General features: G+C 60.8%; 23 protein-coding genes. 4 read left to right on the forward strand and 19 right to left on the reverse strand.

Translation table 11 applies throughout. The annotated features are described in order from the left end of the window. Positions 1–86: 86 nt before the first annotated feature. The 7 genes from BLW36_RS12600 to BLW36_RS12630 form a co-directional block, all read right to left on the reverse strand. Positions 87–1,430, reverse strand: coding sequence for an AmpG family muropeptide MFS transporter (locus BLW36_RS12600; RefSeq protein WP_091389065.1), 1,344 nt, complete (start codon positions 1,428–1,430; stop codon positions 87–89). Between the two features lie 86 nt (positions 1,431–1,516). Then, entirely contained in the window at positions 1,517–2,107 is a 591-nt protein-coding gene (locus tag BLW36_RS12605) for a YbhB/YbcL family Raf kinase inhibitor-like protein (RefSeq protein ID WP_280140357.1), read from the reverse strand. Beyond that, on the reverse strand, positions 2,104–3,099 hold the full coding sequence (locus BLW36_RS12610) for a threonine ammonia-lyase (protein WP_091389068.1): 996 nt from the start codon (positions 3,097–3,099) through the stop codon (positions 2,104–2,106). Before BLW36_RS12610 ends, BLW36_RS12605 begins: the two co-directional genes overlap by 4 nt. Positions 3,100–3,247: 148 nt before the next feature. Further along, positions 3,248–4,645: an aldehyde dehydrogenase family protein gene (locus BLW36_RS12615; RefSeq protein ID WP_170833206.1), complete on the reverse strand. Its 1,398-nt coding sequence runs from the start codon at positions 4,643–4,645 to the stop codon at positions 3,248–3,250. A 220-nt stretch (positions 4,646–4,865) separates the two neighbouring features. Further along, a complete protein-coding gene (ampE, locus tag BLW36_RS12620; protein WP_091389072.1) occupies positions 4,866–5,744 on the reverse strand; it encodes a regulatory signaling modulator protein AmpE in 879 nt (292 codons plus the stop codon). 104 nt (positions 5,745–5,848) lie between these two features. Beyond that, on the reverse strand, positions 5,849–6,412 hold the full coding sequence (gene ampD / locus BLW36_RS12625) for a 1,6-anhydro-N-acetylmuramyl-L-alanine amidase AmpD (RefSeq protein ID WP_244506250.1): 564 nt from the start codon (positions 6,410–6,412) through the stop codon (positions 5,849–5,851). A 234-nt stretch (positions 6,413–6,646) separates the two neighbouring features. Then, positions 6,647–9,157, reverse strand: coding sequence for a DUF1631 domain-containing protein (locus BLW36_RS12630; RefSeq protein WP_091389078.1), 2,511 nt, complete (start codon positions 9,155–9,157; stop codon positions 6,647–6,649). Between the two features lie 155 nt (positions 9,158–9,312). Between BLW36_RS12630 and BLW36_RS17375 the strand changes: the two genes are divergently transcribed. Continuing rightward, on the forward strand, positions 9,313–9,486 hold the full coding sequence (locus BLW36_RS17375) for a hypothetical protein (RefSeq protein WP_170833207.1): 174 nt from the start codon (positions 9,313–9,315) through the stop codon (positions 9,484–9,486). 138 nt (positions 9,487–9,624) lie between these two features. Here BLW36_RS17375 and BLW36_RS12635 read toward each other — a convergent pair whose 3' ends face one another. Beyond that, complete coding sequence (locus tag BLW36_RS12635) at positions 9,625–11,916, reverse strand: DUF1631 domain-containing protein (protein WP_244506251.1); 2,292 nt, start codon at positions 11,914–11,916, stop codon at positions 9,625–9,627. Positions 11,917–12,273: 357 nt separating this feature from the next. Between BLW36_RS12635 and nadC the strand changes: the two genes are divergently transcribed. Beyond that, positions 12,274–13,128, forward strand: coding sequence for a carboxylating nicotinate-nucleotide diphosphorylase (nadC, locus tag BLW36_RS12640; RefSeq protein WP_091389081.1), 855 nt, complete (start codon positions 12,274–12,276; stop codon positions 13,126–13,128). A 42-nt stretch (positions 13,129–13,170) separates the two neighbouring features. Here nadC and BLW36_RS12645 read toward each other — a convergent pair whose 3' ends face one another. Next, positions 13,171–13,467: a sll1863 family stress response protein gene (locus BLW36_RS12645; protein WP_211567202.1), complete on the reverse strand. Its 297-nt coding sequence runs from the start codon at positions 13,465–13,467 to the stop codon at positions 13,171–13,173. A gap of 187 nt (positions 13,468–13,654) precedes the next feature. Here BLW36_RS12645 and BLW36_RS12650 point away from each other — a divergent pair, with 187 nt between their 5' ends. Next, positions 13,655–13,891 (forward strand): hypothetical protein, encoded by a 237-nt coding sequence (locus BLW36_RS12650; protein ID WP_091389084.1) that lies wholly within the window; start codon positions 13,655–13,657, stop codon positions 13,889–13,891. Positions 13,892–14,041: 150 nt separating this feature from the next. Here the strand turns inward: BLW36_RS12650 and BLW36_RS12655 are convergent, their stop codons facing one another. The 10 genes from BLW36_RS12655 to BLW36_RS12700 all read right to left on the reverse strand — a co-directional run bounded on the left by BLW36_RS12655 (position 14,042) and on the right by BLW36_RS12700 (position 24,178). Further along, entirely contained in the window at positions 14,042–14,764 is a 723-nt protein-coding gene (locus tag BLW36_RS12655) for a sulfite exporter TauE/SafE family protein (protein WP_091389088.1), read from the reverse strand. Further along, positions 14,765–14,947, reverse strand: coding sequence for a cbb3-type cytochrome oxidase assembly protein CcoS (gene ccoS / locus BLW36_RS12660; RefSeq protein ID WP_091389091.1), 183 nt, complete (start codon positions 14,945–14,947; stop codon positions 14,765–14,767). A 2-nt stretch (positions 14,948–14,949) separates the two neighbouring features. Beyond that, entirely contained in the window at positions 14,950–17,412 is a 2,463-nt protein-coding gene (locus BLW36_RS12665; RefSeq protein WP_091389094.1) for a heavy metal translocating P-type ATPase, read from the reverse strand. After that, positions 17,409–17,933: a FixH family protein gene (locus BLW36_RS12670; protein WP_091389097.1), complete on the reverse strand. Its 525-nt coding sequence runs from the start codon at positions 17,931–17,933 to the stop codon at positions 17,409–17,411. Before BLW36_RS12670 ends, BLW36_RS12665 begins: the two co-directional genes overlap by 4 nt. 86 nt (positions 17,934–18,019) lie before the next feature. Next, positions 18,020–19,438, reverse strand: a complete 1,419-nt coding sequence (ccoG, locus tag BLW36_RS12675) for a cytochrome c oxidase accessory protein CcoG (protein ID WP_244506252.1) — start codon at positions 19,436–19,438, stop codon at positions 18,020–18,022. Positions 19,439–19,568: 130 nt separating this feature from the next. Then, on the reverse strand, positions 19,569–20,477 hold the full coding sequence (ccoP, locus tag BLW36_RS12680) for a cytochrome-c oxidase, cbb3-type subunit III (protein WP_170833208.1): 909 nt from the start codon (positions 20,475–20,477) through the stop codon (positions 19,569–19,571). Next, the gene (locus tag BLW36_RS12685; RefSeq protein ID WP_091389100.1) at positions 20,474–20,710 is read right to left on the reverse strand and encodes a cbb3-type cytochrome oxidase subunit 3; all 237 of its coding nucleotides are present in this window, start codon (positions 20,708–20,710) and stop codon (positions 20,474–20,476) included. Before BLW36_RS12685 ends, ccoP begins: the two co-directional genes overlap by 4 nt. A gap of 15 nt (positions 20,711–20,725) precedes the next feature. Then, positions 20,726–21,343, reverse strand: coding sequence for a cytochrome-c oxidase, cbb3-type subunit II (ccoO, locus tag BLW36_RS12690; RefSeq protein ID WP_091389103.1), 618 nt, complete (start codon positions 21,341–21,343; stop codon positions 20,726–20,728). 11 nt (positions 21,344–21,354) lie between these two features. After that, positions 21,355–22,812, reverse strand: a complete 1,458-nt coding sequence (gene ccoN, locus BLW36_RS12695; protein ID WP_091389106.1) for a cytochrome-c oxidase, cbb3-type subunit I — start codon at positions 22,810–22,812, stop codon at positions 21,355–21,357. A 145-nt stretch (positions 22,813–22,957) separates the two neighbouring features. Further along, positions 22,958–24,178, reverse strand: a complete 1,221-nt coding sequence (locus BLW36_RS12700) for an argininosuccinate synthase (RefSeq protein ID WP_091389108.1) — start codon at positions 24,176–24,178, stop codon at positions 22,958–22,960. 295 nt (positions 24,179–24,473) lie between these two features. Here BLW36_RS12700 and pyrC point away from each other — a divergent pair, with 295 nt between their 5' ends. Beyond that, a complete protein-coding gene (gene pyrC / locus BLW36_RS12705; protein WP_091389111.1) occupies positions 24,474–25,505 on the forward strand; it encodes a dihydroorotase in 1,032 nt (343 codons plus the stop codon). Positions 25,506–25,577: the final 72 nt, after the last annotated feature.

Here is a 25,577-nt window from a genome sequence, read left to right on the forward strand (position 1 = left end):
TGTGGCGAGCCACACGGCGCTCGCTACGCCTTGCCTTGCGAAAAAACGGCCTCCGTCGCGGCCATCGAATTTAGTGCCAACAGGCCCTAGGCCGGTTCAGACTCGGCCCTGCGGCTATCGCGCCACCACAGGAATATTGCCAGCGCCACCGCCGGCGTGCCGAGTATCGCCACATAAATGAAGAACTGCGCATAACCCTCGGCATCCACCACGATACCGGAAAAACCGCTGATAAATTTGCCCGGCAAAGTCATCAGCGAACTGAACAGCGCATATTGAGTGGCCGTGTAAGCCTGGTTAGTCAGGCTTGACAGGTAGGCGATAAACACCGCGTTGGAGATACCGCCGCTGATATTGTCCGCACTGATCACCACCGCCAGCCAGAACCTGTCCGGCCCAACCTGTGCCAGGTGCGCGAACAGCAAGTTTGTGGCTGCGACCATCGCGGCGCCGAGGATCAGCGGGCGCATGATGCCGTATCGCACGACCAGCAGGCCGCCGAGAAAGGAACCGATGATGGTGCAGAAGAATCCGAACACCTTGCCAATTTCGGCGATATCCGTCTTGCTGAAGCCGAGGTCCAGGTAGAAGGGATTGGCCATCACCCCCATGGCGATATCGCTCAAGCGGAAAATGCCGATAAACAGCAGCAGTACGATGGCAAAGCGGCCGTTGCGCTGGAAGAACTCGATAAATGGACAGGCCACCGCGCGCACGAACCATTCCTTCAGCGGGCTGTGTTCGCCGCTGCCCAACATGCGATCGACCCACTCGTGCTGGAACGGCTCGGCCCTATCCTTGATCAGACTGTGGTCCGGTTCGGCCACCAACAGCGTAGTAATGATGCCCACGCCCATCAGGATGGCCATTGTCGTATAGGAGGTGGACCAGCTGGCCAGCTCGGCGATGTAGAGGGCACCGGCACCGGCCACCAACAGCGCCACCCGGTAGCCGAACACGTAATTGGCGGCCATGGCCCCCTGCAGTTCCTTGTCCACCGATTCGATTCGGTAGGCGTCGATCACCACGTCCTGGGAGGCGGAGCAGAAGGCCACCCAGACCGCCAGCAGCGCCACCTGAGTGAGGGCCAGTTGCGGGTTCAGGCTGGCCATACCGACCAGGCCCAGGGAGATTCCCAACTGGGATAACAGCATCCAGCTGCGCCGTTTGCCAAGCCACTTGGTCACGAATGGCAGACGCAGGTAATCAATGACCGGTGCCCAGAGCACCTTGATGGAAAAGGTGATACCCACCCAGGCAAAAAAGCCGATCGCGGTTCGGCTGACGCCGTAATCGCGCAACCAGGCAGTGAGCGTGGAGAAGACCAGCAACAGCGGCAGTCCGGCGGAAAAGCCGAGAAAGAACATGGCGAGTACACGGGGCTTCAGGTAGACCCGCAGCGCCTGCCCCCAAGTAAGTTTCTGCTGCATGCTGCTTTATTACGTCCCTATGTTAGTCAGCGACACCCCGATGTTGCGCAAGGGGTATTGCGCCTGCGGTTACTCCGCGAGCGGTGTCAATGCCCCCAGGTCACCTCCAGCTCCGCTTCAGCCAGTTTGTTGGCATTCACATTGAAGCCCACTTTCGCCGCGGAGGCGTTCTCATCCAGCGGCAGTTCCTCCACTTTCAGGGCGTAGACCCGGAACTGATAGCGGTGGTCGCCGTGCCCCTGCGGCGGGCAGGCGCCACCGTAGCCGGGTGCACCGTAGTCGTTGCGAGCCTGAACCGCTTCCGGGATCAGCCCATTCTTGGGATCGCCGGCACCTTCGGGCAGGCTGGTGACATCGGCGGGGATATTGAATACCACCCAGTGCCACCAGCCACTGCCGGTGGGTGCATCCGGGTCATGCACCATGACCGCAAAGCTCTTGGTGCCTTCCGGTGCGCCACTCCAACTGAGTTGCGGGGAAATATTTTCACCTCCGCAACCGTGGTACACATGCGCCTGAGGCATGCGCTCGCCGGCTTGCAGGGTCTTCGAAGTGAGCGTGAATTCGGCAGCGGAGGACATGGCGGAGATCACCGTTAACGTAGTGGCAGCCACCAGTTTAGCAACCGACCGCTTGCCGTTGCTGTGCATCTTATGACTCAGTGTTGCAGTATTCATTGACTCTCCTCTCCATCGGCGAACAGGTCGGCAATCCTGATCAGGTCCATATTGCCGCCGGTCAACACCACGGCGACATTCTTATTGCGAAAACGCGCCCGGTGTTCCAGCACAGCGGCCAGCCCGACTGCGGCGGACGGCTCCACTAACTGCTTGGTACGCGTCCACAGCAGGCGCATGGCTTCCACGATACCATGCTCGCTGACTGTCACTATATCGCGCACTGTCCGCCGTATCACGGCGTAGTTGCGGCGCCCGAGTGTCGTGCGCAGGCCATCGGCGATGGTTTCCGGCGCCTGCGGCGTGGTGATATGCACACCGCCACGCAGGGAGCGCTGGGCGTCGTCGGCGCCCGCCGGTTCGGCACCGATCACGATGACTTCCGGTGCCAGGGCGGCGATGGCAAGGCCGATGCCGGCGAGCAGGCCGCCGCCGCCGACCGGTGCCACCACAACATCCGGCATAAATCCCTGCTCCCGGCACTGCTGCACTATTTCGAGTGCCACTGTGCCCTGCCCGGCGATGATACGGCGATCGTCGAACGGTGGCACGACGTGGGCTCCACTCTGCTCCACCACTTTCTGCAGCGCTGACTCCCGATCGGCCTGGGTGGGACCGCAGATCACAATCTCGGCACCATATCCGGCGACAGCCGCACGCTTGGCTAATGGCGCCGTCTCCGGCATCACGACCGTGCAGGCGAGCCCACGCTCCGCCGCCGCCCAGGCCAGCGCAGCGCCGTGATTGCCGGAGGAGTGAGTGGCCACCATCTGCGTATCTGGTGGCAGCTGTGCGAGCGCATTGCTGGCGCCGCGCGCCTTGAAAGCACCCACTTTCTGCAGGTGTTCACATTTGAACCAGAGGTTCGCGCCACTGAATTCATCCAGCTGCCGACTGCTGATCAAGGGGGTGTGGTGAATCCGGCCGGCAATATTTTGTGCGGCGGTAAATACATCGGCGCTGGTGGGCAGGTCATTCTGGTCCGTTGTCATAAGTATTGAGGTTAAGGAAACTGGTTGGTGTTTAGAGCCGGGGGACGCCGTCTGCAGCAAGTCCGGGCACTAAAAAGTAGCGCTCCCAGGCAAATTTGGCGAGCAGACGGCCAGACACCGCACCGAAGTGCCTGCAACGGCAGCGAATTCAGCGCAATAATCGCAGCAGTTTAAACTTTCTGGCATTGAACGGCGCGTAACGCAAATCCAGGTCGAGGAAATTACTGCGCTTCATCACCGCCTTGAAGTGACTGAAAGTGCGGAAGCCATGCTCCCCATGATAGGCGCCCATGCCACTCGCACCGACGCCGCCAAAAGGCAGCTCGTGCGCAGTCATGAACATCATGCAGTCGTTGACGCAGGCGTTGCCGGAACTGCAACGGGAGAGAATGCGATCGGCGGTGGCGTCATCCTTCGTGAAGACGTACAGAGCCAGCGGTTTCTCTCGGCTGTTGACGAATTCCTCGGCCTCGCTGAAGTCGTCGAGTTCCACTACCGGTAGCACCGGTCCGAAAATCTCTTCCTGCATGACCGCCGCTTCGGCACTGACATTGCGCAGCAGGGTCGGCGCTACAAAACAGCCGTCGACATCCACCTGCCCGCCGAATACTAGCTCGCCATCGTCAAGGAGATTTGCCAGCCGTTCCGCGTGGCCGCTGTTTATGATGCGGCCATAATCCGGTGACTGGCGCGCATCTGCGCCGAACATCGCTACGGTGGCTTTTTCGATCGCCGGCAGCAGGCGGTCTGCGGTGGCCCTGGTGCACAGCAGGTAATCCGGCGCGATACAGGTCTGGCCCGCGTTGGTGAACTTGCCCCAGGCGATACGCCGTGCGGCTACCTCAAGATCGGCGTCATCGGCGACAATACAGGGACTCTTCCCGCCCAGTTCCAGGGTCACCGGGGTCAGGTGCTTGGCGGCGGCAGCCATGACGATCTTGCCCACCCGGCCGCCACCGGTATACAGGATATGATCCCAGCGCTGTTCGAGCAGCGCAGTGGTTTCCGGAACTGCGCCCTCGACACAGGCAAACGCATCGCGATCCAGGTAGCGCGGCAGCAGCTCCGCGACCAAGCCGGAAGTTGCTGGCGCTAGCTCCGAGGGTTTCAGTACCGCGCAGTTGCCGGCGGCGATCGCCGGCACCAGTGGCGACAGTAACAGTTGCAGGGGGTAATTCCAGGCGCCGATGATCAACACTACCCCGAGAGGTTCCGGCAGCACGTAGCTCTTCGCGGGCTGGGCGACAATGGGAGTGGCTGCACGCCGTGGCCGGGCCCATTGCTTCAGGTGCTTGAGGGCGTGATCGATGTCACCGTACAGCGCGGAGACTTCGGTCATGAAACCTTCCTGCGGCGCCTTGTGCAGATCACGCTGCAATGCCTGCAGGAAGCGGGACTCGTTTTCGGAAAGCATGCTCCGCAGCTGCCGCAACTGTTGTCGCCGCCAGCCCAGTTCGGCAGACATGCCACTGCGAAAGTAGGTGCGCAGACCCGCGACCAGAGCCGCGGCATTCAGATCATCGACTGAGCCTGGTTTCGACGCCATTTGAGGTTCCAACGAAGACACTTCCAACTCGCTACCCCCGGGCAGATTTTCGCCCAAACTTCTCATTTATAGTTATCGGGCTCCAGCGGAAATAAATTCCCACGCGGCCCCGTCGGGCGCAATATCTTGGGAAGCCACCGGCAAGTCAACAAAGCAACAGGAACAATGTTCTAAACTTGGCGCCAGTTCACTCTCATCGTGCTAGCGCCGTGCGGTTTACTTAAAAATCGAACAGCACCGCGAGGGCCAGCGCGGTAATCCACAACAGGAGTGCCCGGGATAGCAGCGCCTGTAAACCTTCGAGCTGTGCTCCACAGACCCGCTGGCCTTCAGGCACTTCAAATCCTGCATTGCACTCGCTGGCGTCGATACCGCCAAGTGCCCCCTCCAGATACGCCTCCAGTACCTCGGCGGTATCCCGCTCGCGACAGGTGAGACACTGGCGCCAGGCACGGTAGCAGCCGGCAAAGTTGCCGACGATGGCAAAGCTGAAGCCCATGACACGCACCGGCAGCCACTCGAGCAACCACAGCCAGCGCGCTGCAGTGGCACCGCCCTCCTCACCGCGGACCTGCTCCGCGTAGAGGGCGCTAAGGCGAAACAGCAGCGCGCCGGGAATACCCAGCAGAATGAACCAGAAAAGTACCGCAAACAGCCTCTCAAACGCACAGTAAGCGGCACCGCGAAATACCTGCTCGTGCAGCCGCTGGCCGTCACCCGGCTCTTCGTGCAATTCGCGTATCAGCGGTGCCGCGGCCTGACGCGCGGAACTCAGATCGCCGCGATACCAGCTGCGCAGGTAATCGGACAGCATCTCATTGAAATTGCCGCGGCCGAGGCAGTACAGCAGCAGTGGTACGCCCAGTAACAGGGTGCCGAGTCCGCCGAGCAGCACTTCGGCCAGTACCATCAATGTCGCGGCGAACAGCGCCGGCGGCAGGATACTGGCTCCCAACAGCAGGCCCGGATCCTTGCGCAGGCGCTCAACGCCAGTGAGTCGACTGCGCCACCACTGAAACCAGTCATCCCGGTGCATGGGCGCACCGGATCCCCACAATTGCACCAGCGCCAGTGCCAGCAGCACGATTAGCAGTGCCATAGTATTTCTCGACGTTTGGATTTATTGGAGAAGAATAACGCCAGCGCGGCTGACGGGAAAGCCACTTGCCAATGGAACGGCAACCTGTCGGCGCACAACAGCCCTCAGGCGGCGATCACTTGATCCAGCTCGCGGAAGTAGCGCTGCCAATCGAACCCCGGCCCCGGATCCAGCTTGCGGCCCGGCGCAATGTCGGAGTGGCCGGTAATTCTGTCTTTGTCGATTGCCGGATAGGCCGCCATGATGGCGGCCGTCACCTCGGCCAGCGAGCGGTATTGGGCGTCGGTATAGGTGTCCGTGTCCAGCCCTTCCAGCTCGATGCCAATGGAAAAATCATTGCAGTTGCATCGCCCCTCGAACTCCGACTGCCCGGCATGCCAAGCACGCCGGTCCAGGGGAACATACTGGGTTACCCGGCCGTCGCGGTCGATCAGGATATGCGCGGAGACCTGCAGTGCGGCAATCTCGGCAAAATACGGATGGGCATCGATATCCAGCTGCCCGAGGAAGAAAGCGTCTATGTAGGGACCACCGTACTGCCCCGGTGGCAGGCTGATACTGTGGATCACAAGTAGGTCGACCGGGCAGCTTTCCGGCCGGCTGTTACAGTGGGGGCTGGGAACCTGGCGCGCTCCGGACAACCAGCCGGAATCCAGTTGGTATTTCACTCGCTGATCTCCGCTCCGACAGACTGCGGCTCCGGATTGCGCCCCGGAGCCCCGGCAAAACACCATTCTATGGAAGCGGTGATCGATATGCCAATCGGCATGATTCCGCCAGCCGCGGGATTTCGAGATGCAGAGCACTGGAGCCGGTTAAGCGGCACGCGGCCGCTGAAAATACCGTGGGTTTACAGACAGGCTTTGGCATCCGCGGCCGCGGGTGCCAAAAACTGAGCATAATCAGACAACCGCCTCTCTGTCGTCCACTGTGACAGCGATTTTGCTTTCGCCAATGCTGCCCACAACATGTTTCAACGCCCGCTCGAATAGCGGCCCCTTATCCAGCGGCTGTATCACCTCGTCGCGCAGCGCGTGCGCCAGCTCCAGTCGCGAATACACCGCCACCTTGGCGCCCGAACGATTTACAAACATGAATTTATCCAGTTCCCTGATGATTGCGGCCAGACGGCAGCGAATCGGCGGCTTGTCCGGCGCGTGCAGCATGAACCAGCTGTACTTCAGGTGATAGGTCTGACGCCAGCACTCATCACTGTCCGCCAGCGGCTCCAGATCTTTTGTCTCGGCCACTGGCGCCGCCTCGGCGACCTGCTGCAGCTCTTCCACCGCGGGCAGATCGGTTTCCCGATCAAGCAACTGCGCACTTGGCGCTTCTTCGGCGGCCGGGGATTCCGCACTTGTCTCAGCCGCCGGCTCATCGACCGCCGGCGCCCCGTAGGCTTCGGCCTCCGGCTCGGCCACGACTGGAACCTCTGGAATCTCCAGCACGCTGTCCGCTTCGCGCAGCAGCTCCTGCACCAGTCGCTCGCGGGTGCGGCGCTCGCGCTCCGACTCGACCCGCTCGCCGAGAGCCTGGCGCTCCCGATACAGAGCGTTCAGCCCCTGCATCAGGCGCTGCCGGTCACCAATACTGAGCGATAACGATTTCGCTCCGTCGTCCAGACGCTTGCGCAAGCCGGGTAACAGTTGCTGCATCTTGAAACGGCTCTCTGGCATAGGCGCAACGACACTCCATACCAGATCCCTCGCGGTCAACACATTGCGGCGCCAGTTGGTGCTGTCCGTACCCTCCTTGAGACAGGTGCGGAACAGTACACTGTTCCAGACGCGATTGAGCCATTGGTGCACGATTTTTGGCAGCTTGCGCTCTGCGGTCAGAGCGTCAAATACCGCCGCCACCCGTGCCTTGGCCGCCTCCACCCGCGCACTGCCGTGGGCTTCATCGACTGTGCGCCGCTCCATCACTTCGGCCCGGCGCCGCTCGCGCTCGACAAAGTCCTCGAAAGACTGCAACAGGCGGACAAAGATGCCTTCGTCGCTGTCAAAGTCCTTCAATACCTGTTCAACCACCACACAAACCTGGCGGTAAAACGGCTCTTTCTCGTAATTTTCTCCCGGTTGCCAGCCGATAGCCGCATCGGCCAGCGCATTGAACAATTTGCGTGCCGGATGTCCGCCTTTGCTGAAGAAGGCCTTGTCGGCGACCGCGAGTTTCAACAGCGGCAATTGCAGTCGGATCAGCTGCACCTTGATCGGTTCCGCAAGGTTGCGGTCTTCCAGCATGAAGGAGAACAGCAGGTCCACCATGCGGATAACTTCCGTATCCAGCTCGTGCAGTGAAGCGCTTTTCTTCGCCTCCACCAGGCGCTGCTGTAGCAGGCTGCTGACATCCAGCACCTGCCCGAGCACGTTTTCCTGTAGCGGAATCGACTGCAGGGCACCCAGGTGTTGCAGTAGATCGGGTGTCTCCATCGACACGACACCGGAGGCAGCCGGAACCAGTCCGTAACCACCGTTCGCGCTACCGGCATCATTGCCGACAGCGGGCACCTGCCCTGCGGTCGCCCCGGGATAGCCTCCGGGCACTATCGGCCCGTTGGGTACAGCCCCCCCGCCGGCAAATCCCGTGGCGGCAGTCGGATGTCCCTGGGGAGCAGGAGGCATTGGTGTTCCGGTTGGTGTTGCTGCGCCGCCACTGTTACCGGCCGGCATACGCGGCGCGCCGGGCCGCGAGACCTGCCTGCGCTGCAGCAAGGGATCTTTCAAGCCCGGCAAGACGCCCTTTTCTATCAGCAGCTGGTTGCAGTTCTGATAGAGCGTGGCGAGCTTTGCGGCGAGCCGCAGTTCAAACATTTTCAGTACCGTCAGGCGTGCGCGCAGATGGATATCCAGAGGCTTGAGCGCCTCCCCGAAAGCGCGGCAAAGGACTGACGGCGACAGCGGCATATTTTCGTCGTATACCTTGACCGGCAGCAGCGTATCCAGGCGCAGTGCCAGTTCGGCGATCGGGCTCGCGCAATCGCGTTTCACATCGGCAATGATGGATTTCATCGCGACCTGCTGCTCCAGGTCGTCGTTCTGAACCAGAGACAGCCCCTCTTCGGCTGGCAAGTCCGTCTCTGCTTGCGGTGCCCGGCTATCAATATCGGCAAAGCCGTTCTTGACCGAAACGACGAAACGATCGGTCATTCGGTTGCGCTCGAGTCGCAACACCCGCAGTGCCTGGAACAGTCCATCTTGCTCTTCCTGGCTGTGCACCTTTTCCGCCATTGCAAACAAGGTGTCATCTACACCGGCGAACACTTCTTTTATACGTGCAAACAGCCAACTGCTGGCGGTATCGCGCACACTGACTACGGCGGAAGGGAGGGGGCAGTCATTAGAAGACCGCCTGGTCACGTCGGATTTGTTGTTGGAAAAAGCAACGACGCGGGAAAATTCATTCGTGTCCATTTCAGCCTCTATACGCCACCCTGGCGCTGAGAAATTTTATTTCTCCGGCGGTCAACCCTGACCACATCGGATCCAGCTTAAATCAAGTACCCATTAGAGGAACAAAAAAGAGATATCTGGTGCCCGCCCCGAACGGTTAGAGAGACCCTCACCAGATGAAAAACGCGACAGATTTCACACTTTTTGCGGTATTTCTGCGCCAAGGAGAATATCGGGCAATTAGAACTAACACGCAAGGGGAATGCGGTCAGTTAGACGCCGAATTGCGCAAAATATTTTCAGGTCTTGTTGGAGAGACAGGAATGGCAGTCAAAACTTTTTCAACATGACACCAATAGGCAAGCGGCCTTGAAAATGACGCCAGCCGCCAAAATTCGGGGAAAAAAGCGCCAACAGAAGTGATAGCTACCAGTCGAACCCGGCCCGACTGGCGCCAGAAAAGTTGAAATTAGCGCCACTCACGGACACTATTTTTGTCCATCGCGTTTCTGGCGGACGCTGCCGATCACCGATTGCAATGCACGCTCGAATAACATGCCGTCATCCAGCGGCATCAGCTGCGCCGCCCGCAGGGCATGGGCCAGTTCCAGCCGGGCAAATTCCGCCACCTTGGCACCGTTGCGGTTGACAAAAATGAACTGGTCGATGTCTCTGATTACGGCGGCCAAGCGGCAACGGAATTGTTCCTCTTCGGAGCGTTTCAGTTCGAACCAGCTGCCCTGCGCCAGGCGAAAAGTCATCTGCCAGTGGGGATCGTCCTCCGGCAGAGAAGCTAACCCATCCTGCTCGGGCTCGGCCGTTACCACCTCGGCCTGCGCCACCACCTGCTCCAGCTCTTCCATCTGCGGCAGCGCGGCCTCCACCGGAACCTCTTCCTGTTCGACCGCAACCGGTGTCTCTGCAGGCGCAGCCGCCTCGCGTAAATCCCGCTCCGCCTGTTCTTTGGCCAGACGCTCTCTCTCCGCCGCCAGCCGCTGTGCCAGCGCAAAGCGCTCCCGGTACACTTCTTTCAGGCCCGCAAACAGGTTGCGCGCTTCAAACGGGCTCAGTGAGACCGCTTCCACGCCCTCGCGTAACCGTTCCTGCAGCGCCGGCAGCAATCCCAGAAGCTGCTGGCGGCTGTCCGGCATCGGCGCCTGCACACTCCACACCAGATCCCGTGCGGTGCGTACATCCCGGTTCCAGTCTTCGCTGTCGGTGCCATCCTTGACACAGGTAAGGAACAGCACATTGTTCCAGACCTTGTGCAGCCAATCCTGTACCACCGCTGGTAAATCTCGCTCTGCCATCAGCGCATCCATCACCGCAGCTACCCGTGCGCGAGCCGCTTGCGTCTTGGCGCGACCGTCGGCTTCGTCCACCACGCGGCGCTCGAGCATTTCCGCACGCTTGCGCTCACGCACGATGAATGCGCGGAAGGACTCCAGCAGCTGCGAGAAAATATTCACATCCTGGTCGAATTCGTCGAGCACACGATCCACAACCAAGCTGATTTCCCGGTAGAGAGGGTCTGACTCATAACTGTCACCGACTTGCCAGCCGGTCGCAGCATCGGCGAGTTCGTTGAGCAGCTTGCGCGCCGGATGGCCGCCTTTGCTGAAGAACGATTTGTCGGCAATCGCAACCTTGAGCAGTGGCAGCTGCAAGCGTCCCAACTGCGACTTGAGCGGCATGGCGAGGCTGCGGTCTTCGAGAATGAAGGAAAACAGCATCTCGATCAGCTTGATGATGTCGCTGTCGACCTTGGCCAGGGAGGCGGCCTGATTCGCCTGCACCAAGCGCTGTTGCAGCAGTTCATTCACGTTTAACAACTGGATTTCGGCGGCCCCCTGATGCTCAGCACTATTCTGCAATTCGCCCAGATGCGCCAACAGATCGCCGGCAGGCATGGGTGCGAGGCCGGCCGTCGCCGGCAGCAAACCCGGCGCAAAACTGCCACTGCCGGCCGCGCCCACGTTGATGTCCTGGCCGGAAGCCGCCGCCTGCGTACGACCTGTCCCGGCGGCCGCGCCGGCAGCAGCGGGACCACTCGGGCGCCGGGCCGGTTGCTGCCCGGCCTCGCGGCGCGGTTCCCGCAGCGTCGGCAGGACTCCGTGATCCACCAGCAGCCGGTTGCAGAGTTCGTAGAAATCCTGCAGCTGCAACATGACCACCTGCTCGAATTTCTTCAGCAGTGTCAGGCGTGCGCGAATATGGATATCCAGCGGGCGCACCGCGTCCACGAAAGCATCACAGATCGCATCCGGGCCGAGGGGATTGTTCTTTTCGTGGATCTTGACGGGATAAATGGTATCGAAGCGCAGGGATAGTTCGCTAAGCGGCTCAGCGTAGGCGCGCTTGGCGTTGGCGACCATGGTGTCCGCTGCGACCAGCTGTTCGAGTTCGTCATTGTGGACCAGGGACAAATTTTCCGAAGCGAAGCCCTGCTCCAGCTCATGCTCCGGGGACTTTACCTCGAAGGCCTGATCCAGATTGTCCGCAAAACGCTCTGCGATTTTGCGACGCTCGACGCGCAACAGACGCAACGCCTGGAAGAGACCGTCCTGCTCTTCCTGCCCATGGGCCCGTTCTGCCATTGAAAACAGGGAGTCGTCCACTTTGGCAAAGAGTTGCTTGGTCTGCTCCAACAGCAGGTTACGCGCCTTGTCCCGCAGGACTGCCGCGGCGGGGGGAAGCGGCATTTTTTTGCGCGTGGAAAAATCCAGCTTCCCGGCACTTTTCTCCGCCAGGGAAACGACCTTGTTGGACTCATTCATCATAAAAAAGCCCTTCGGATGCCGCCCGGCACCCCGCGCTGTTGCTAGTGGTCGAAATGTACCGGCAGGCTGCGACCAGTCCGGCCCCGATCACCCCGGCATAGTGTAACCGTCTCATTGTTGTACCGACCCACCCTGCGCGGGCGCTGCCGGCCCGCTAGTCATAAAGGGCTATTCTACAGTCGGCTCGGGGGGGCATAACAACTGGCGGAGTTTTAATTGAGACCCTGGTCACAGCTGAGTGCCGGTTTAGCAGCTCTCTGCCTATGCTGCCTCGAATTCAAGGGCAGCGACAGCAAATACAATCCAAGTCGAATCGCATTTGATACACTTCGCCCGCTTGCGAATCGAGGGCCCCCAATGCAACCACAAGACACCGCCATACCCAACCTGATCGCCGACATGGAGCGCTCCGTGCGCGCAGCGCTGGCAGAGGATATCGGCAGCGGAGATATCACGGCCCAGCTGATTCCCGCGGATCGCGATGCCCGCGCCAGGGTGATTACCCGGGAAAACTGTACCGTCTGTGGCCGGGCCTGGGTGGAAGAGGTTTTCCGTCAGCTGGATCCCAATCTGCAGCTCACCTGGCACTGCGAGGACGGCGACCGGGTAGCGGCCAACACAGTATTGTTCGAGCTACAGGGTAACGCCCGCGCGATTCTGACCGGTGAGCGCACCGCGCTGAATTTCCTGCAGACACTATCCGGCACCGCCACCACCGCAGCCCAGTTCGCCGCGCGCGCCGCCGGCACGCGGATCAAGATACTGGATACCCGTAAAACCATTCCCGGCCTGCGCAGCGCGCAGAAATACGCGGTGCTATGCGGCGGCTGCCACAATCACCGCGTCGGCCTCTACGATGCCTTCCTGATCAAGGAAAACCATATCGCTGCGGCCGGGGGTATCGACAGAGCCATCGCCCAGGCAAGAGCGATCAAACCTGAGGCGCTAGTAGAAGTCGAGGTGGAAGATATCGACGAGCTGAAACAGGCCCTGGCGAGCGGTGCCGATGTGATCATGCTCGACGAGTTCAGCGACGAGGATACTCGGACCGCCCTGTCACTGGCGAAGGGCCAGGCCAAAATCGAGATTTCCGGCAGTGTCGACAGCGAGCGGCTGCAGCAACTGGCCGGCCTGGATGTGGACTACATTTCTTCCGGCAGCCTGACCAAGCACCTGCGGGCCATCGACCTGTCGCTGCGCATCGATCTGTAAAGCCGCCGGGAACTGCTCGACCGGCTATCGCCGGTCGCCGGGCTAGCGCATTCGGTCGCGGGCCCGGTCGATGGATTTCTTCAGCTCCCCCCAGGCATTTTCAACGCCGGCTTTCATCTCGTCCCAGGCATCGCCACTCTGATCCTTCAGGTGGTTCATCTTTTCCTGCAGCGCATCGCGCTTGCTGCGCAACTCGTTCAGCTCCTCGCGGTACTTGATTTCGGCATCAGCCCCCGCTTGTTCGGCGCGCGCCTGCAGCTTGTCGATTTCCGCGTTCCATTCTTCGATCCTCGCGGCCATCTTCTTCTCGTAAGCGGTTTTCTCTTTGCTCGTACTCACAGCTCACAACCTCCGGATACATCCAACCTCAGATATGAGTGTAGGTAACGGCGCGCAATTAGTCAGGTTCAGTGACCACCGCTTACAGCCAGCAGAGGCTCGACTAGGCTTCATCCAGAGCAGTACGAACAGACAGCCATACCTGACCCGTTCAAAGGGCCGAGCTCAAGCAAAACGGAGCCAAACCATGAATCAGTGTGAAACCTGTGGCAACGAATACGACAAAACAATGAAGATCACCATCGGCGGTGAATCTCATACATTCGACAGCTTCGAGTGCGCAATTCAGGCGCTGGCACCCAAGTGCGCTCAGTGTAACTGCCGTATCCTGGGTCACGGCACCGAAGCCGGCGGCGAGTACTACTGCTGCGCGCACTGCGCGACACGCGCAGGTCACGACGAGATCGTGGATCGGGCCCAGTAGCATAACGACAGAGTCCACGGGCGTGGCATGCGCCGACCCGCCGCGGCCTGCAATCATCGAACATTGCGTAGCCAACTGCCAACCTGCTCCCGCGCCTTAACCGGCCTGCGGTGAGCCAGGAAAAATCATGCTGGCCAATAGGAACAGGTGTCAGTGATGATTGTGATGTTGTTGGAGGGAAGTATCCGTTGCCGGCGCACTATTGTGCCCAACGTGACCACCGTGCCCCAAAGCACCCCAAAGGGTCCAGCTGCCGAACAGCAATATCGCGCCGGCAAACAGCATCCGCACCGCCGGGCGCTGCACAATACCGCGCACTGTCGCCGCGGCGGCACCGGTAGCAAACATCGCCGGCACAGTGCCGAGCCCAAAGGCCAGCATCGCCAGTGCCGCGCGCTCGCTACTGCCCTGGGCCAGGGCAAAAGTCAGTGCGCTGTATACAAGCCCACAGGGCAGCCAGCCCCACAGCGAGCCCAGTGCCAGCGCCTGCCCGGCGGAGCGAACCGGCAGCAGGCGTGCGGACAATGGTTGCAGGTAGCGCCACAGGTAGGCACCGCCCTTTTCCAGCCATACCAGACCGCGCCAGACACCAGCGATATAGAGCGCCATCGCGATCAGCATGAACCCGGCCAGCAGACGCAACGGCGTCAGCGTGGGTAAGGCCGCGGCGCCCAGCGCGCCGGCCACGGCGCCCATCAGGGTATAGCTGCCGAGGCGACCGGCGGAATAGGAAGTGAGTTGTAGCCAGGCAGTCTTCTGCCCGGGCACCGCCATACCCAATGCGCCGGCGATACCGCCGCACATACCGATACAGTGGCTGCTGCCAAGAAAGCCGATCGCGAGTGCGGCGGCGATAAAACCCCAGTCGCCCACCTAGTCCCCCTGCCCGTCTTTGTCAGACGGTCGTTCGCGCGGCTCGTCATCGTCGAACAGAATACGCCGCCCCTCGGTTTCCAGGTCGTCGTACTGGCCACTGTTGACCGCCCAGAAAAACAGCTTCACGGCGATAGTCACGAAGATGACGGCGATGGGAATCAGGAAGTACAGGCTGTCCAAGATTAACTCCAGCTTTTCTGCCCAGCGGGCGCCCCTGCTGCGGCAGATGACTCTCGGGCGCTACCGCTGCCGGCGTCACTGCGGGACAGACGCATCGCATTCAGGACCACGATCAGTGAGCTCACCGACATGCCGATGGCCGCGGCCCAGGGCGGCACCAGCCCACAAACTGCCAGCGGCAGCGCCAGCGCATTATACCCCAGCGCCCAGGCCAGGTTCTGCCGCACGATGCGCCGCGCCTTGCGTGCCAGGCCGATCGCTTTGGGCAACACCGTGAGATCGCCGTTCAGCAATATGGCATCCGCCCTGGACTGGGCGAGGTCGGCGGCAGACATCATCGCCACCGACGCATCGGCGCCGGACAGCACCGGGACGTCGTTGAGGCCGTCGCCGACCATCAGCACCCTCTGGCCGCCCGCCTGCAGCTGCTGCAGGTGAGTGAGCTTATCTTCCGGTGAGGTGCCGGCGCGGAAATGCGTGATGCCCGCGGCGCCGGCGAGACGCGCCACTTCGGCAGACTGATCGCCACTGAGCAGTTCCACCTGCAGCGCACGCTCCTCGAGCTGCGCCACCGCCGCCCGGGCGGAAGAGCGCAGCCCGTCGCCCAGCGCAATCCAGGCGATGGGGCCGGTATTATCGGCCAGCAACAGCCACTGTCCCTCGCCTGCCGGAGCTTCCAGCTTTACCGCTGCCGCGAAGTCCGCCCGGCCGAGTCGATAGCGTGCGCCGTCGATTACGCCTTCCAAACCGCGGCCGGTGTGGACCTTCAAATCCCGCGCAGAAACGTTACCGCGCCAGGCGCGAAACGCCCGCGCCAGCGGATGATTGGTCTGCGACTCCAGCGCCGCCGCCACATCCTTTACCCGCTGCTCGTCCCAGTCATCGCGCAGCAAATCAATCCGCAGAATGCGCGGCTCACCGCGGGTCAGGGTACCGGTCTTGTCGAACACGACACGGCCGATTCGCGGCAGCGTCTCGAGCAGATTACCGCTGGCGACCAGCAGTCCAAGCTGCTGCAGGCGCAGGGTTGCCGACGCCAGTGCAGCCGGCGTGGCCAGGGAAAGCGCACAGGGACAGGTCACCACCAGCACCGACAGCGCCACCCAGAAGGCCCGCGCGGTGTCTATCTGCCACCAGACCACGAACGCCGTGAGCGCCGCCAGCAGCACCAGGCCGACGAAAATACCGGCAACGCGATCCGCCAGCGCCACCTGCTGCGGTTTTTCCAACTGCGCCCGCTCCACCAGCCGTTCAATCGCCGACAGGCGTGTCGACTGGCCGGCGGCGGTCACGCGCACCTGCAGGGTCGAATCGCCATTGACACTGCCGGCATATACCGGACTGCCAGGCGTCTTCTGCTGCAGGGCCGCTTCACCGCTGAGCAGGGATTCGTCGACACCACTCTCCCCTTCGATGACTTCACCATCGGCCGGGATGGTATCGCCGGGCCGCAGCAAAATGCGGTCGCCGACAGCCAGCGCCGCTACCGGCACATTGCAGACGTCCTCGCCGTCGAGCCTGGCCGCGGTCAACGGCAGCAGCTGGGCCAGACCGCCACTGGCGAGACCGGCGCGGTGGCGCGCGCGCATCTCGACGGTGCGGCCGAGTAGCAGGAAGAAAGTGAACATCGAGATGGATTCGAAATACACCTCGCCGGTATCAAATACCGTGGCGTAAAAGCTGGCGGCGTAGGCCAGCCCGATCGCCAGGGACACGGGCACATCCATACTCAGGTGGCGGGCGCGCAGACTGCGCAGCGCCGCGGAGAAAAACGGGCGCGCGGCGTAGAGGACCACCGGCGTCGCCACCAACAGCGACACCCAGCGGAAATACCGTTCCATATCGCCATCGATGCCACTGCTGGCGCCGAAATAGAGCGCGATGGCGAACATCATCACCTGCATGGTGCCGAGGCCCGCGACACCCAAACGGCGCAGTGCGGCGCGCTGCTCGCTCTGAATCATGCCCTCGCTGTTCGACGCGGTGGCCGGCGCCGGTCGATAGCCGATACGCTCCAGCTCCGCGAACAGGCGGCTCGGCTGCACGGCGGCCGGATCGAAACAGATTTGTGCCCTCTGGGTGCTGGCGTTGACCGATACCTTTTCCACCCCTGCCAGTTGACCCAGGTGTTTTTCGATTAGCCAGACGCAGGCGGCGCAGCTGATACCGCCGATCAGCAAACTTGCCAGTTTGCGCTCACTGTTCCAGTCACGCACATACTGCTGCTGCACCTCGGGCAGATCGTAGGCGCTCCAGCGGTCGGGCTGTGGCGATGCATCCTCGGGGCGCTCGCTACTGCTGTCGCGATAGCGATAAAAGTTATCCAGGCCACCGGCGACAATGGCCCCCGCCACCGCCTCGCAGCCCGGGCAACACATGGAGCGCTCGGCACCGTCAATCATTACCGAGTGGTTGCTGCCCTTCGGAACCGGCAGGCCGCAGTGGAAACAAGAGGTTGCGGTCATTGACTGGCAGGGTTGAGAGGCGCGGCTTCGCCGAGGTCGAAGTTGATCTCTCCCTTGAGTCGCCACTCGGCCTTCTGGTGTTGCTGCGGGTCCAGTTCGGGCATCAGGCGCAGATACCAGCGGTGCTCCAGATCCCCGGGCACGGAACCGGTGTAGCGTCCGGCCGACATCTGCGTCAGCGGGATGTGGCGATCCATATCGGCCTCTACCGGGTGACTCATCGTCAGCAACAGCTGCTGCGGATATTCCAGCTCCCCGTTCAATTCCACTGTCACGGAACTGTCTGCGCGCTGGAACTGCACCATGGCCGCCAGGCCCAGAGCCTGCGCGCGCAGGTCCTGGTCTGCAGTGAAATGGTACATGCGGCTGTCTTTGTAATAGGTATCGCTGACGGTGTCGTCGGCGTGGCGCACCGCCAGAGACACCATCACTGCCGAAACCAGCACCACCAGTATCAGCGGCGCCAGGACCATCCAGGCCCAGGCTTCCCGATACCACGGCTTTGAGGATTGTTCGCTCATTGCTCTACCAAAGTTGTGGACGCTTTCGAAAATACAGCGACGGCCCGATCAGGGCCGTCGCATTCTAGACTGACATGAAAGCGCGACTATTGTTTTGGACCGATAAAGACCGTCTTGTGTTTATCCATCAGCTCCGGCTTATCTTCCGCCTGCACAACGATGTAGATGTCGTGCTTGGTCAATTTCAGCTGTTCCCTGGGCACGCTGACACGGATGGGGACCGAATAGATCTCACCCGCTTGAAGGTAGACCTCGCGGGGCTTGCGCACCGAATAGTCATAGTCGGGTTCGCCCTCGACAGTGATGGAGAACTCGTGCGCAGCCTGGTCCATATTGTTGATCTTGATCGTGTACACATTCTGGATCAACCCCTGGGACTCCCGGTACATGCGGGCACCGCGATCGCGCAGCACCTCGGCCTCGATCGGGCTGCGGGTGATTACCTGCTGCGCAAACAGGCCCACCATTGCCAGCAACACGAATGCGTAACCGAACAGGCGCGGGCGCAGGTAGTTGGTCTTACCCGTTTCCAGTTCGTCCTCGGACGTAAAGCGGATCAGGCCGCGCGGATAGTTCATCTTGTCCATCACGCTGTTGCAGGCGTCGACGCACAGACCGCAGTTGATGCACTCGTATTGCATGCCGTCGCGGATATCGATGTCCACCGGGCAAACCTGCACGCACCAGTAACAGTCGATGCAGTCGCCCATGCCCTCGGCGCGGTAATCGATACCCTTTTTGCGCGGCCCGCGGGTTTCGCCGCGCTTGGCATCGTAGTAGACCGCCAGCGTGTCCTGGTCGTACATCACCGATTGGAAGCGCGCATAGGGACACATGTATTTGCACACCTGCTCACGCAGGAAACCGGCGTTCATGTAAGTGGCAAAGGTAAAGAAAGCGACCCAGAAAGCGCCCTGCGGGTGCGCGTTGAAGCTGGCCAGGTCCACCACCAGGTCGCGAATCCCGTAAAAATATCCGACGAACGCCAGGGCGGTGGCGAGGGAGATAAACAGCCAGATCGCGTGGGTTCCACCCTTGCGCAGAATTTTCTCCGCACTCCAGGGAGCAGCGTCCAGTTTCATGCGCTTGTTGCGGTCACCCTCGCAGACCCGCTCGGCCCAGATGAACATCATCGTCCAGACCGTCTGCGGACAGGTAAATCCGCACCAGACTCGGCCGAGCCAGGTCGTTACCGCGAACAGGGCAAAGGCCGCGATAATCAGCAGCCAGGCGAGCAGGAAGCCGTCCTGGGGACCAAAGGTGGTCCAGAAGATATGGAACTGCCGCGCCGGCAGGTCGAAGTGAACCGCCTGACGACCCTCGATGGTCAGCCAGGGAATGAAGAAGAAGGCCAGCAGCAGCGGCAGGCCTGTATATTTGCGGATACGGGTATAGACGCCTTTGATATGGCGAATATAAATCTTGTCGTCAGATTCATAGAGCATGCGATAGCGAACTTCGCCATCGCCTTCCTGCTCTTCGCGGGTCGGAATCAAATCACTCACAAAAAACCTCACTATACGCGGGCACTTGCTGCGCCCGGGTACTGTCGTTTGGCCAAACTATGAGGCTTTTTTTCTTCGTCCCTGCAGCGCCCGGATCCTGAAGGCCCGGCAAAGCCGGGCCCGGAAATGTTTACTGTTGCTCGTCTTCCTGACGGGACAGGCTGTAGACATAGGCCGCAACCAGGCGGATCTTGTCTTCGCGCAGCTTGTCATCCTGCGCCGGCATCACGTTTTGGCGGCCGCCGCGGATAGTGTGCTGAATCTGCTCGCGGCTGCTGCCGTAGAGCCAGATGTTGTCGGTCAGGTTGGGCGCACCCAAGGCCTGGTTGCCCTTGCCGTCCGCGCCGTGACACGCCATACACACAGTGCCGAAAACCTTCTGACCTTCAGCCGCCATCTCGGCGTTGTGCTCGAGGCCGTTCAAAGACAGCACATACTCAGCAACGTTTTTAACACCCTCTTCGCCAATCACCGGCCCCTGCGGAGGCATCATGCCCTGGCGACCGTTGTTGAGCGTCTCGAGGATTTTCTCCGGCGTGCCGCCGTACAGCCAGGCATTGTCGGTCAGGTTCGGGAAACCGAAGTTGCCACCGCCGTCAGCACCGTGACAAACCGCGCAGTTGTTGGCAAAGATGCGCGCGCCCATTTTCAGCGCTTCGCGGTCCTCCGCAATCTGCTCGATGGGCATTTCCAGATACTGGCCAAAATTCTCGCTGAACTTTGCCTGCGCTTTCTCCTGCTGTTTCTCCAGTGCTCCTACGGAGGTCCAGTCTCCGAAGCCCTTGAAGTTGCCCAGCCCCGGGTAAACCGCAAGATACGCGGCGGTAAACAGCAGCGTGGCCACAAACAGCATGAACCACCAGCGCGGCAGCGGGTTGTCATACTCTTCGATACCGTCATAAACGTGACCGGTCGTGTTGTTTTCCGGTTCAGCCTGGTCGTCTACAGCCACTTTGCGGTTGGCGAACAGTACCCAGGTAATCAGCGCCAGATTGGCGAGGGTGAGCACAATTACCCACAAACTCCAGAATGTACTCATTGCTTGTCCTGCCCCTGTTTTTGTTTCGTTCCGGATTCGTTCCCGGATTTGGATTCGTCCTCGCGAGCAGCCGATTCTCTATCCTCGGCCGAAGGCTCCTCGTCGGCAAACGGCAGCCGGGCGTCTTCTTCAAAGCGCTTCTTGCGCTTGGGGGAGAAGGCCCACCAGCAGATAGCCAGGAAAGCCACGGCCCCCAGGACTACGCCTATCTGCCGCAAAATATTGATATCCACGAGTCCCCTTCTCCGCTAGCGCTTCTGCTGCACCAGGGTGCCCAGCTGCTGCAAATAGGCCACCAGCGCATCGATTTCCTTCACCTTGCCGCCGACAAACGGCTTGGAGGCATTGGCAATGTCTTCATCGGTATACGGGACACCGACTGCGCGCAGAGCCTCCATTTTTCTGGCGGTAAGCTCACCGGTCACCACATTGTCAAACAGCCACGGATAGGCCGGCATGATGGATTCCGGCACCACGCTGCGCGGGTTGTACAAATGCGCGCGCTGCCACTCGTCGGAGTAACGGCCGCCCACACGGGCCAGGTCCGGGCCGGTACGCTTGGAGCCCCACAGGAACGGGTGCTCATATACATGTTCCTGCGACATGGAGTAATGGCCGTAACGCTCCACCTCGGCGCGCAGCGGGCGAATCATCTGTGTGTGGCAGACGTGACAGCCTTCGCGGATATAGATATCGCGACCTTCCAACTCCACCGCACCCAGCGGTTTCAGGCCGGCGATTGGCTCATTGTTTTCCTTGGTAAAGAACTGCGGGACGATTTCCACCAGGGCGCCAAAGCTGATCGCAATGACGATGAAGAAAATCATCAGACCGATATTTTTTTCTACGATGTCATGGTTTTTCACGATCTGACCTCCTAAACAGCTTGCGCCGCAGCTTTGTCTTCGCCACGCTCGGCGGATTCCTCGGCATCTTCGGTGATGGTGCGGAACACGTTATACGCCATCAGCAACATACCAATCAGGAACAGTGCACCGCCGATCCAGCGCACCACATAACCGGGGTGACTGGCGATCACACTCTCAACGAAGCTGTAGGTCAGCGTGCCGTCGGCATTGAAGGCGCGCCACATCAGACCCTGGGTAATGCCGTTCACCCACATGGCGGCGATGTACAGTACGGTGCCCACGGTGGCCAGCCAGAAGTGCGCATTGATCAGTTTCACACTGTACATTTCCTTGCGCTTCCACAGCACCGGAACCAGGTGATAGAGAGCACCGATAGAGATCATTGCCACCCAGCCCAGCGCGCCGGAATGCACGTGGCCGACGGTCCAGTCGGTGTTGTGGGACAGCGCGTTGACCGTCTTGATGGACATCATCGGGCCTTCAAAGGTGGACATGCCGTAGAAAGACAGGGATACCACCAGGAAGCGCAGGGTCGGATCGGTGCGCAGTTTATGCCAGGCACCGGACAGGGTCATGATGCCGTTGATCATGCCGCCCCAGGACGGCGCCAGCAGGATAACGGACATCACCATCGCCAGGCTCTGGGTCCAATCCGGCAGCGCGGAATAGTGCAGGTGGTGTCCACCGGCCCATACATAAATGGAGATCAGCGCCCAGAAGTGCACGATGGACAGCTGATAGGAGTAAACCGGGCGACCAGCCTGCTTCGGCACGAAGTAGTACATGATGCCGAGGAAGGCCGCAGTCAGGAAGAAGCCCACCGCGTTGTGGCCGTACCACCACTGGATCATCGCGTCCTTGGTGCCGGAGAACATGGAGTAGGACTTCCAGGCGCTGACCGGTACTTCCAGGTTATTGACGATATGCAGCACGGCGATGGTGATGATGTAGGCACCAAAGAACCAGTTGGCCACGTAGATGTGCGAGGTTCTGCGCTTGGCGATAGTACCGAAGAACACGATCGCATACGCGACCCAGACCAGGGCGATCAGGATATCGAGCGGCCACTCCAGTTCCGCATACTCTTTCGCGGAGGTGTAGCCCAGCGGCAGGGTAATGGCGGCGCCGACAATAATTACCTGCCAGCCCCAGAAGGTGAAAGGGATCAGCCAGCCGCCCCACAGGCGCACCTGACAGGTACGCTGCACGACGAAGTAGGAAGTGGCGAACAGCACGCTGCCACCGAAGGCGAAAATCACCGCATTGGTGTGCAGCGGGCGCAGGCGACCAAAATGGGTGAAAGGCTGCCAGATGTCGTTCAGCGCCGGCCAGGCCAGCTGCGCCGCGATCAATACACCCACGGCCATGCCCACGATACCCCAGACCACGGACATAATGGTGAACTGGCGCACGATGTTGTAGTCATAGTCCGGCACAGGGCCGGTCTTTGCCACCGTTGTCGTCATGTTGTTACTTCCGTTGCTTTTTAAAATTCATTTTTGCTAAACGAGCAAAAGCCCGCCGCCACCATTCCGGCTATATGCCTTCACGATAGCCGTCGCCAGCCGCAGGGCGACGATTTAAGCGCATCATTCGCCTGACGCAACTGATCTAAATCAATTTTCGGCCTTTGCCGGCGGCGATACGCAGGCGCAGAGCGTTCAGTTTGATGAAACCTTCGGCGTCTTTCTGGTCGTAGGCGCCCGCATCCTCCTCGAAGGTGGCGATGCGCTCGTCGAACAAACTTTCGGCAGAACGGCGCCCCACGGCACTCACGCTGCCTTTATACAGTTTCAGGCGCACTTCACCGTTCACCACCTGCTGCGACTCGTCGATTGCCGCCTGCAGCATGCGCCGCTCCGGGGACCACCAGTAGCCGTTGTAGATCAGGTTGGCGTAGCGCGGCATCAACTCGTCTTTCATATGGGCGACTTCGCGATCCAGCGTAATGGATTCGATGGCGCGGTGCGCTTTCAGCAGAATGGTGCCGCCGGGCGTCTCGTAGCAGCCGCGGGACTTCATGCCGACGTAGCGGTTCTCGACGATATCCAGGCGGCCGATTCCGTTGGCGCCGCCGAGCTTGTTCAGCTTCTCCAGCAGCGTCGCGGGGCTCATACGCTCGCCGTCGATCGCAACGGGATCGCCGTTCTCGAAGGTCAGGGTGATATAGGTCGGCTGATCCGGCGCCGCCTCGGGGCTGACGCTCCAGCGCCACATATCCTCTTCGGCTTCCGCCCAGGGATCCTCGAGGATGCCGCCCTCATAGGAGATATGCAGCAGGTTGGCATCCATCGAGTAAGGAGATTTCTTCTTGCCGGTGGAGAAATCCACCGGGATCTTGTGCTGCTCGCAGTACTGCATCAGCTTCTCGCGGGAGGTCAGATCCCACTCGCGCCAGGGGGCGATCACCTGAATACCCGGCTTCAGCGCGTAGGCGCCCAGCTCGAAGCGCACCTGGTCGTTGCCCTTGCCGGTGGCGCCATGGGAGATGGCATCGGCGCCGGTTTCGTTGGCGATCTCGATCAGGCGCTTGGCGATCAGCGGGCGGGCGATGGAGGTACCCAGCAGGTACTCGCCCTCGTAGATGGTGTTCGCACGGAACATCGGGAAGACGAAATCGCGCACATACTCTTCGCGCAGATCGTCGATATAGATTTCCTTGACGCCCAGAGCCTCGGCCTTGGCGCGCGCCGGCTCCACCTCCTCGCCCTGGCCGATATCGGCGGTGAAGGTCACAACCTCACAGTCGTAGGTTTCCTGCAACCATCGCACAATCACCGAGGTATCCAGACCGCCGGAATATGCCAGTACTACCTTGTCGATTTTGCTCATTGCTGTCCTCTACTGGGAGTAAGCCGCCACTAAAAAACGCTGCGAAGCCAAGTGCCGCGGCGTGGAATCAGGTGTCGGTCTGGGGGGATTATTCTTGGAGGTGTGCCCAGGCGTGGCAGCAGTGCTGCCTTTTTCGGGGCGCGATTGTAGCGCCTCAGCTCGCCAACGACTAGCGCCAACGAGCCTGCCGGCGAATATGGCTATTTTATAAACAATAGCCGCGTCGCAATTTACCCGCGCATCGGGTAGCATTCGCGCCGCAAGTCCACCCACCACCGAGCACCAGTGAAGCACTATGACGGAGCAACTCACCCTTCGCGCCCCCGATGACTGGCACATTCACCTGCGCGACGGCGGCGCCCTCGAGCGCACCGTAGGGGACGCGGCACGCCAGTTCCGCCGCGCCATTGTTATGCCTAATCTGGTACCGCCGGTGGTGGATGCAGAAGACGCACTGTTTTACCAGCTGCGTATCCGTGAACAGATTCCCGAGGGCAATCCGTTCGAGCCGCTGATGGTCATCTACCTCACCGACAGAACAGATGCGGAAATGGTCAAGCTGGCACACAAGGCCGGTGTCATCGCCGCCAAACTGTACCCCGCCGGCGCCACCACCAATTCCGATTCCGGTGTCACCGATATCGCCAATATCTACCCGGCGCTGGAAGCCATGCAGGAGTGCGGCATGAAACTGCTGCTGCACGGTGAGGTGACGACTAGCGACATCGACATCTTCGACCGCGAACAGGTGTTTATTGAGAAGACCCTATCGCGCCTGGTGGACGACTTCCCGACCCTGAAAATCGTGCTGGAGCACATCACCACCGCGCACGCGGCCGAGTTCGTGCAGAATGCCCGCGACGGTGTCGGCGCCACCATCACCGCCCACCACCTGCTCTACAACCGCAACCACATGCTGGTCGGCGGCATCCGCCCGCACTACTACTGCCTGCCGATACTGAAGCGTGGCTATCACCAGTCTGCGCTGATCGAGGCGGCCACCAGCGGCAACCCCAAGTTCTTCCTCGGCACCGATTCCGCCCCCCACGCCCAAGGCAAGAAAGAGACTGCCTGCGGCTGTGCCGGCTGCTACACCGCCTTCGCGGCCATCGAGCTCTACGCGGAAGCCTTCGACCGCGCCGGCAAGCTGGACAAACTGGAGGGTTTCGCCAGCGAATTCGGCCCCGATTTCTACGGCCTGCCGCGCAATGAGGACACCATTACCCTGGTGAAACAAGCCTGGGCACTGCCTGAGAGCCTGGATATGGGCGGCGAGCGGCTCATTCCACTGGCCGCCGGCGAAACATTGAGCTGGAAACTGGTGTAACCGGGATCCGGGAAAGAATACTGAACCTTGAAACGCAGGCACTGATGCCGGGGGTCGCTTGTGAAACATTTG

Origin of the sequence: Microbulbifer marinus, from assembly GCF_900107725.1 — a bacterium.
Classification (GTDB): domain Bacteria; phylum Pseudomonadota; class Gammaproteobacteria; order Pseudomonadales; family Cellvibrionaceae; genus Microbulbifer; species Microbulbifer marinus.

What these genes read in the sequence shown, in the direction of transcription:
- ccoP (WP_170833208.1), bottom strand. Translation starts at nt 20,477, where the DNA reads ATGAGTACATTCTGGAGTTTGTGGGTAATTGTGCTCACCCTCGCCAAT.
- BLW36_RS12600 (WP_091389065.1), bottom strand. Translation starts at nt 1,430, where the DNA reads ATGCAGCAGAAACTTACTTGGGGGCAGGCGCTGCGGGTCTACCTGAAG.
- BLW36_RS12610 (WP_091389068.1), bottom strand. Translation starts at nt 3,099, where the DNA reads ATGACAACGGACCAGAATGACCTGCCCACCAGCGCCGATGTATTTACC.
- BLW36_RS12605 (WP_280140357.1), bottom strand. Translation starts at nt 2,107, where the DNA reads ATGAATACTGCAACACTGAGTCATAAGATGCACAGCAACGGCAAGCGG.
- BLW36_RS12650 (WP_091389084.1), top strand. Translation starts at nt 13,655, where the DNA reads ATGAATCAGTGTGAAACCTGTGGCAACGAATACGACAAAACAATGAAG.
- ampE (WP_091389072.1), bottom strand. Translation starts at nt 5,744, where the DNA reads ATGGCACTGCTAATCGTGCTGCTGGCACTGGCGCTGGTGCAATTGTGG.
- BLW36_RS12635 (WP_244506251.1), bottom strand. Translation starts at nt 11,916, where the DNA reads ATGATGAATGAGTCCAACAAGGTCGTTTCCCTGGCGGAGAAAAGTGCC.
- nadC (WP_091389081.1), top strand. Translation starts at nt 12,274, where the DNA reads ATGCAACCACAAGACACCGCCATACCCAACCTGATCGCCGACATGGAG.
- BLW36_RS17375 (WP_170833207.1), top strand. Translation starts at nt 9,313, where the DNA reads ATGAAAAACGCGACAGATTTCACACTTTTTGCGGTATTTCTGCGCCAA.
- BLW36_RS12700 (WP_091389108.1), bottom strand. Translation starts at nt 24,178, where the DNA reads ATGAGCAAAATCGACAAGGTAGTACTGGCATATTCCGGCGGTCTGGAT.
- BLW36_RS12665 (WP_091389094.1), bottom strand. Translation starts at nt 17,412, where the DNA reads ATGACCGCAACCTCTTGTTTCCACTGCGGCCTGCCGGTTCCGAAGGGC.
- ccoN (WP_091389106.1), bottom strand. Translation starts at nt 22,812, where the DNA reads ATGACGACAACGGTGGCAAAGACCGGCCCTGTGCCGGACTATGACTAC.
- pyrC (WP_091389111.1), top strand. Translation starts at nt 24,474, where the DNA reads ATGACGGAGCAACTCACCCTTCGCGCCCCCGATGACTGGCACATTCAC.
- BLW36_RS12630 (WP_091389078.1), bottom strand. Translation starts at nt 9,157, where the DNA reads ATGGACACGAATGAATTTTCCCGCGTCGTTGCTTTTTCCAACAACAAA.
- BLW36_RS12670 (WP_091389097.1), bottom strand. Translation starts at nt 17,933, where the DNA reads ATGAGCGAACAATCCTCAAAGCCGTGGTATCGGGAAGCCTGGGCCTGG.
- BLW36_RS12615 (WP_170833206.1), bottom strand. Translation starts at nt 4,645, where the DNA reads ATGGCGTCGAAACCAGGCTCAGTCGATGATCTGAATGCCGCGGCTCTG.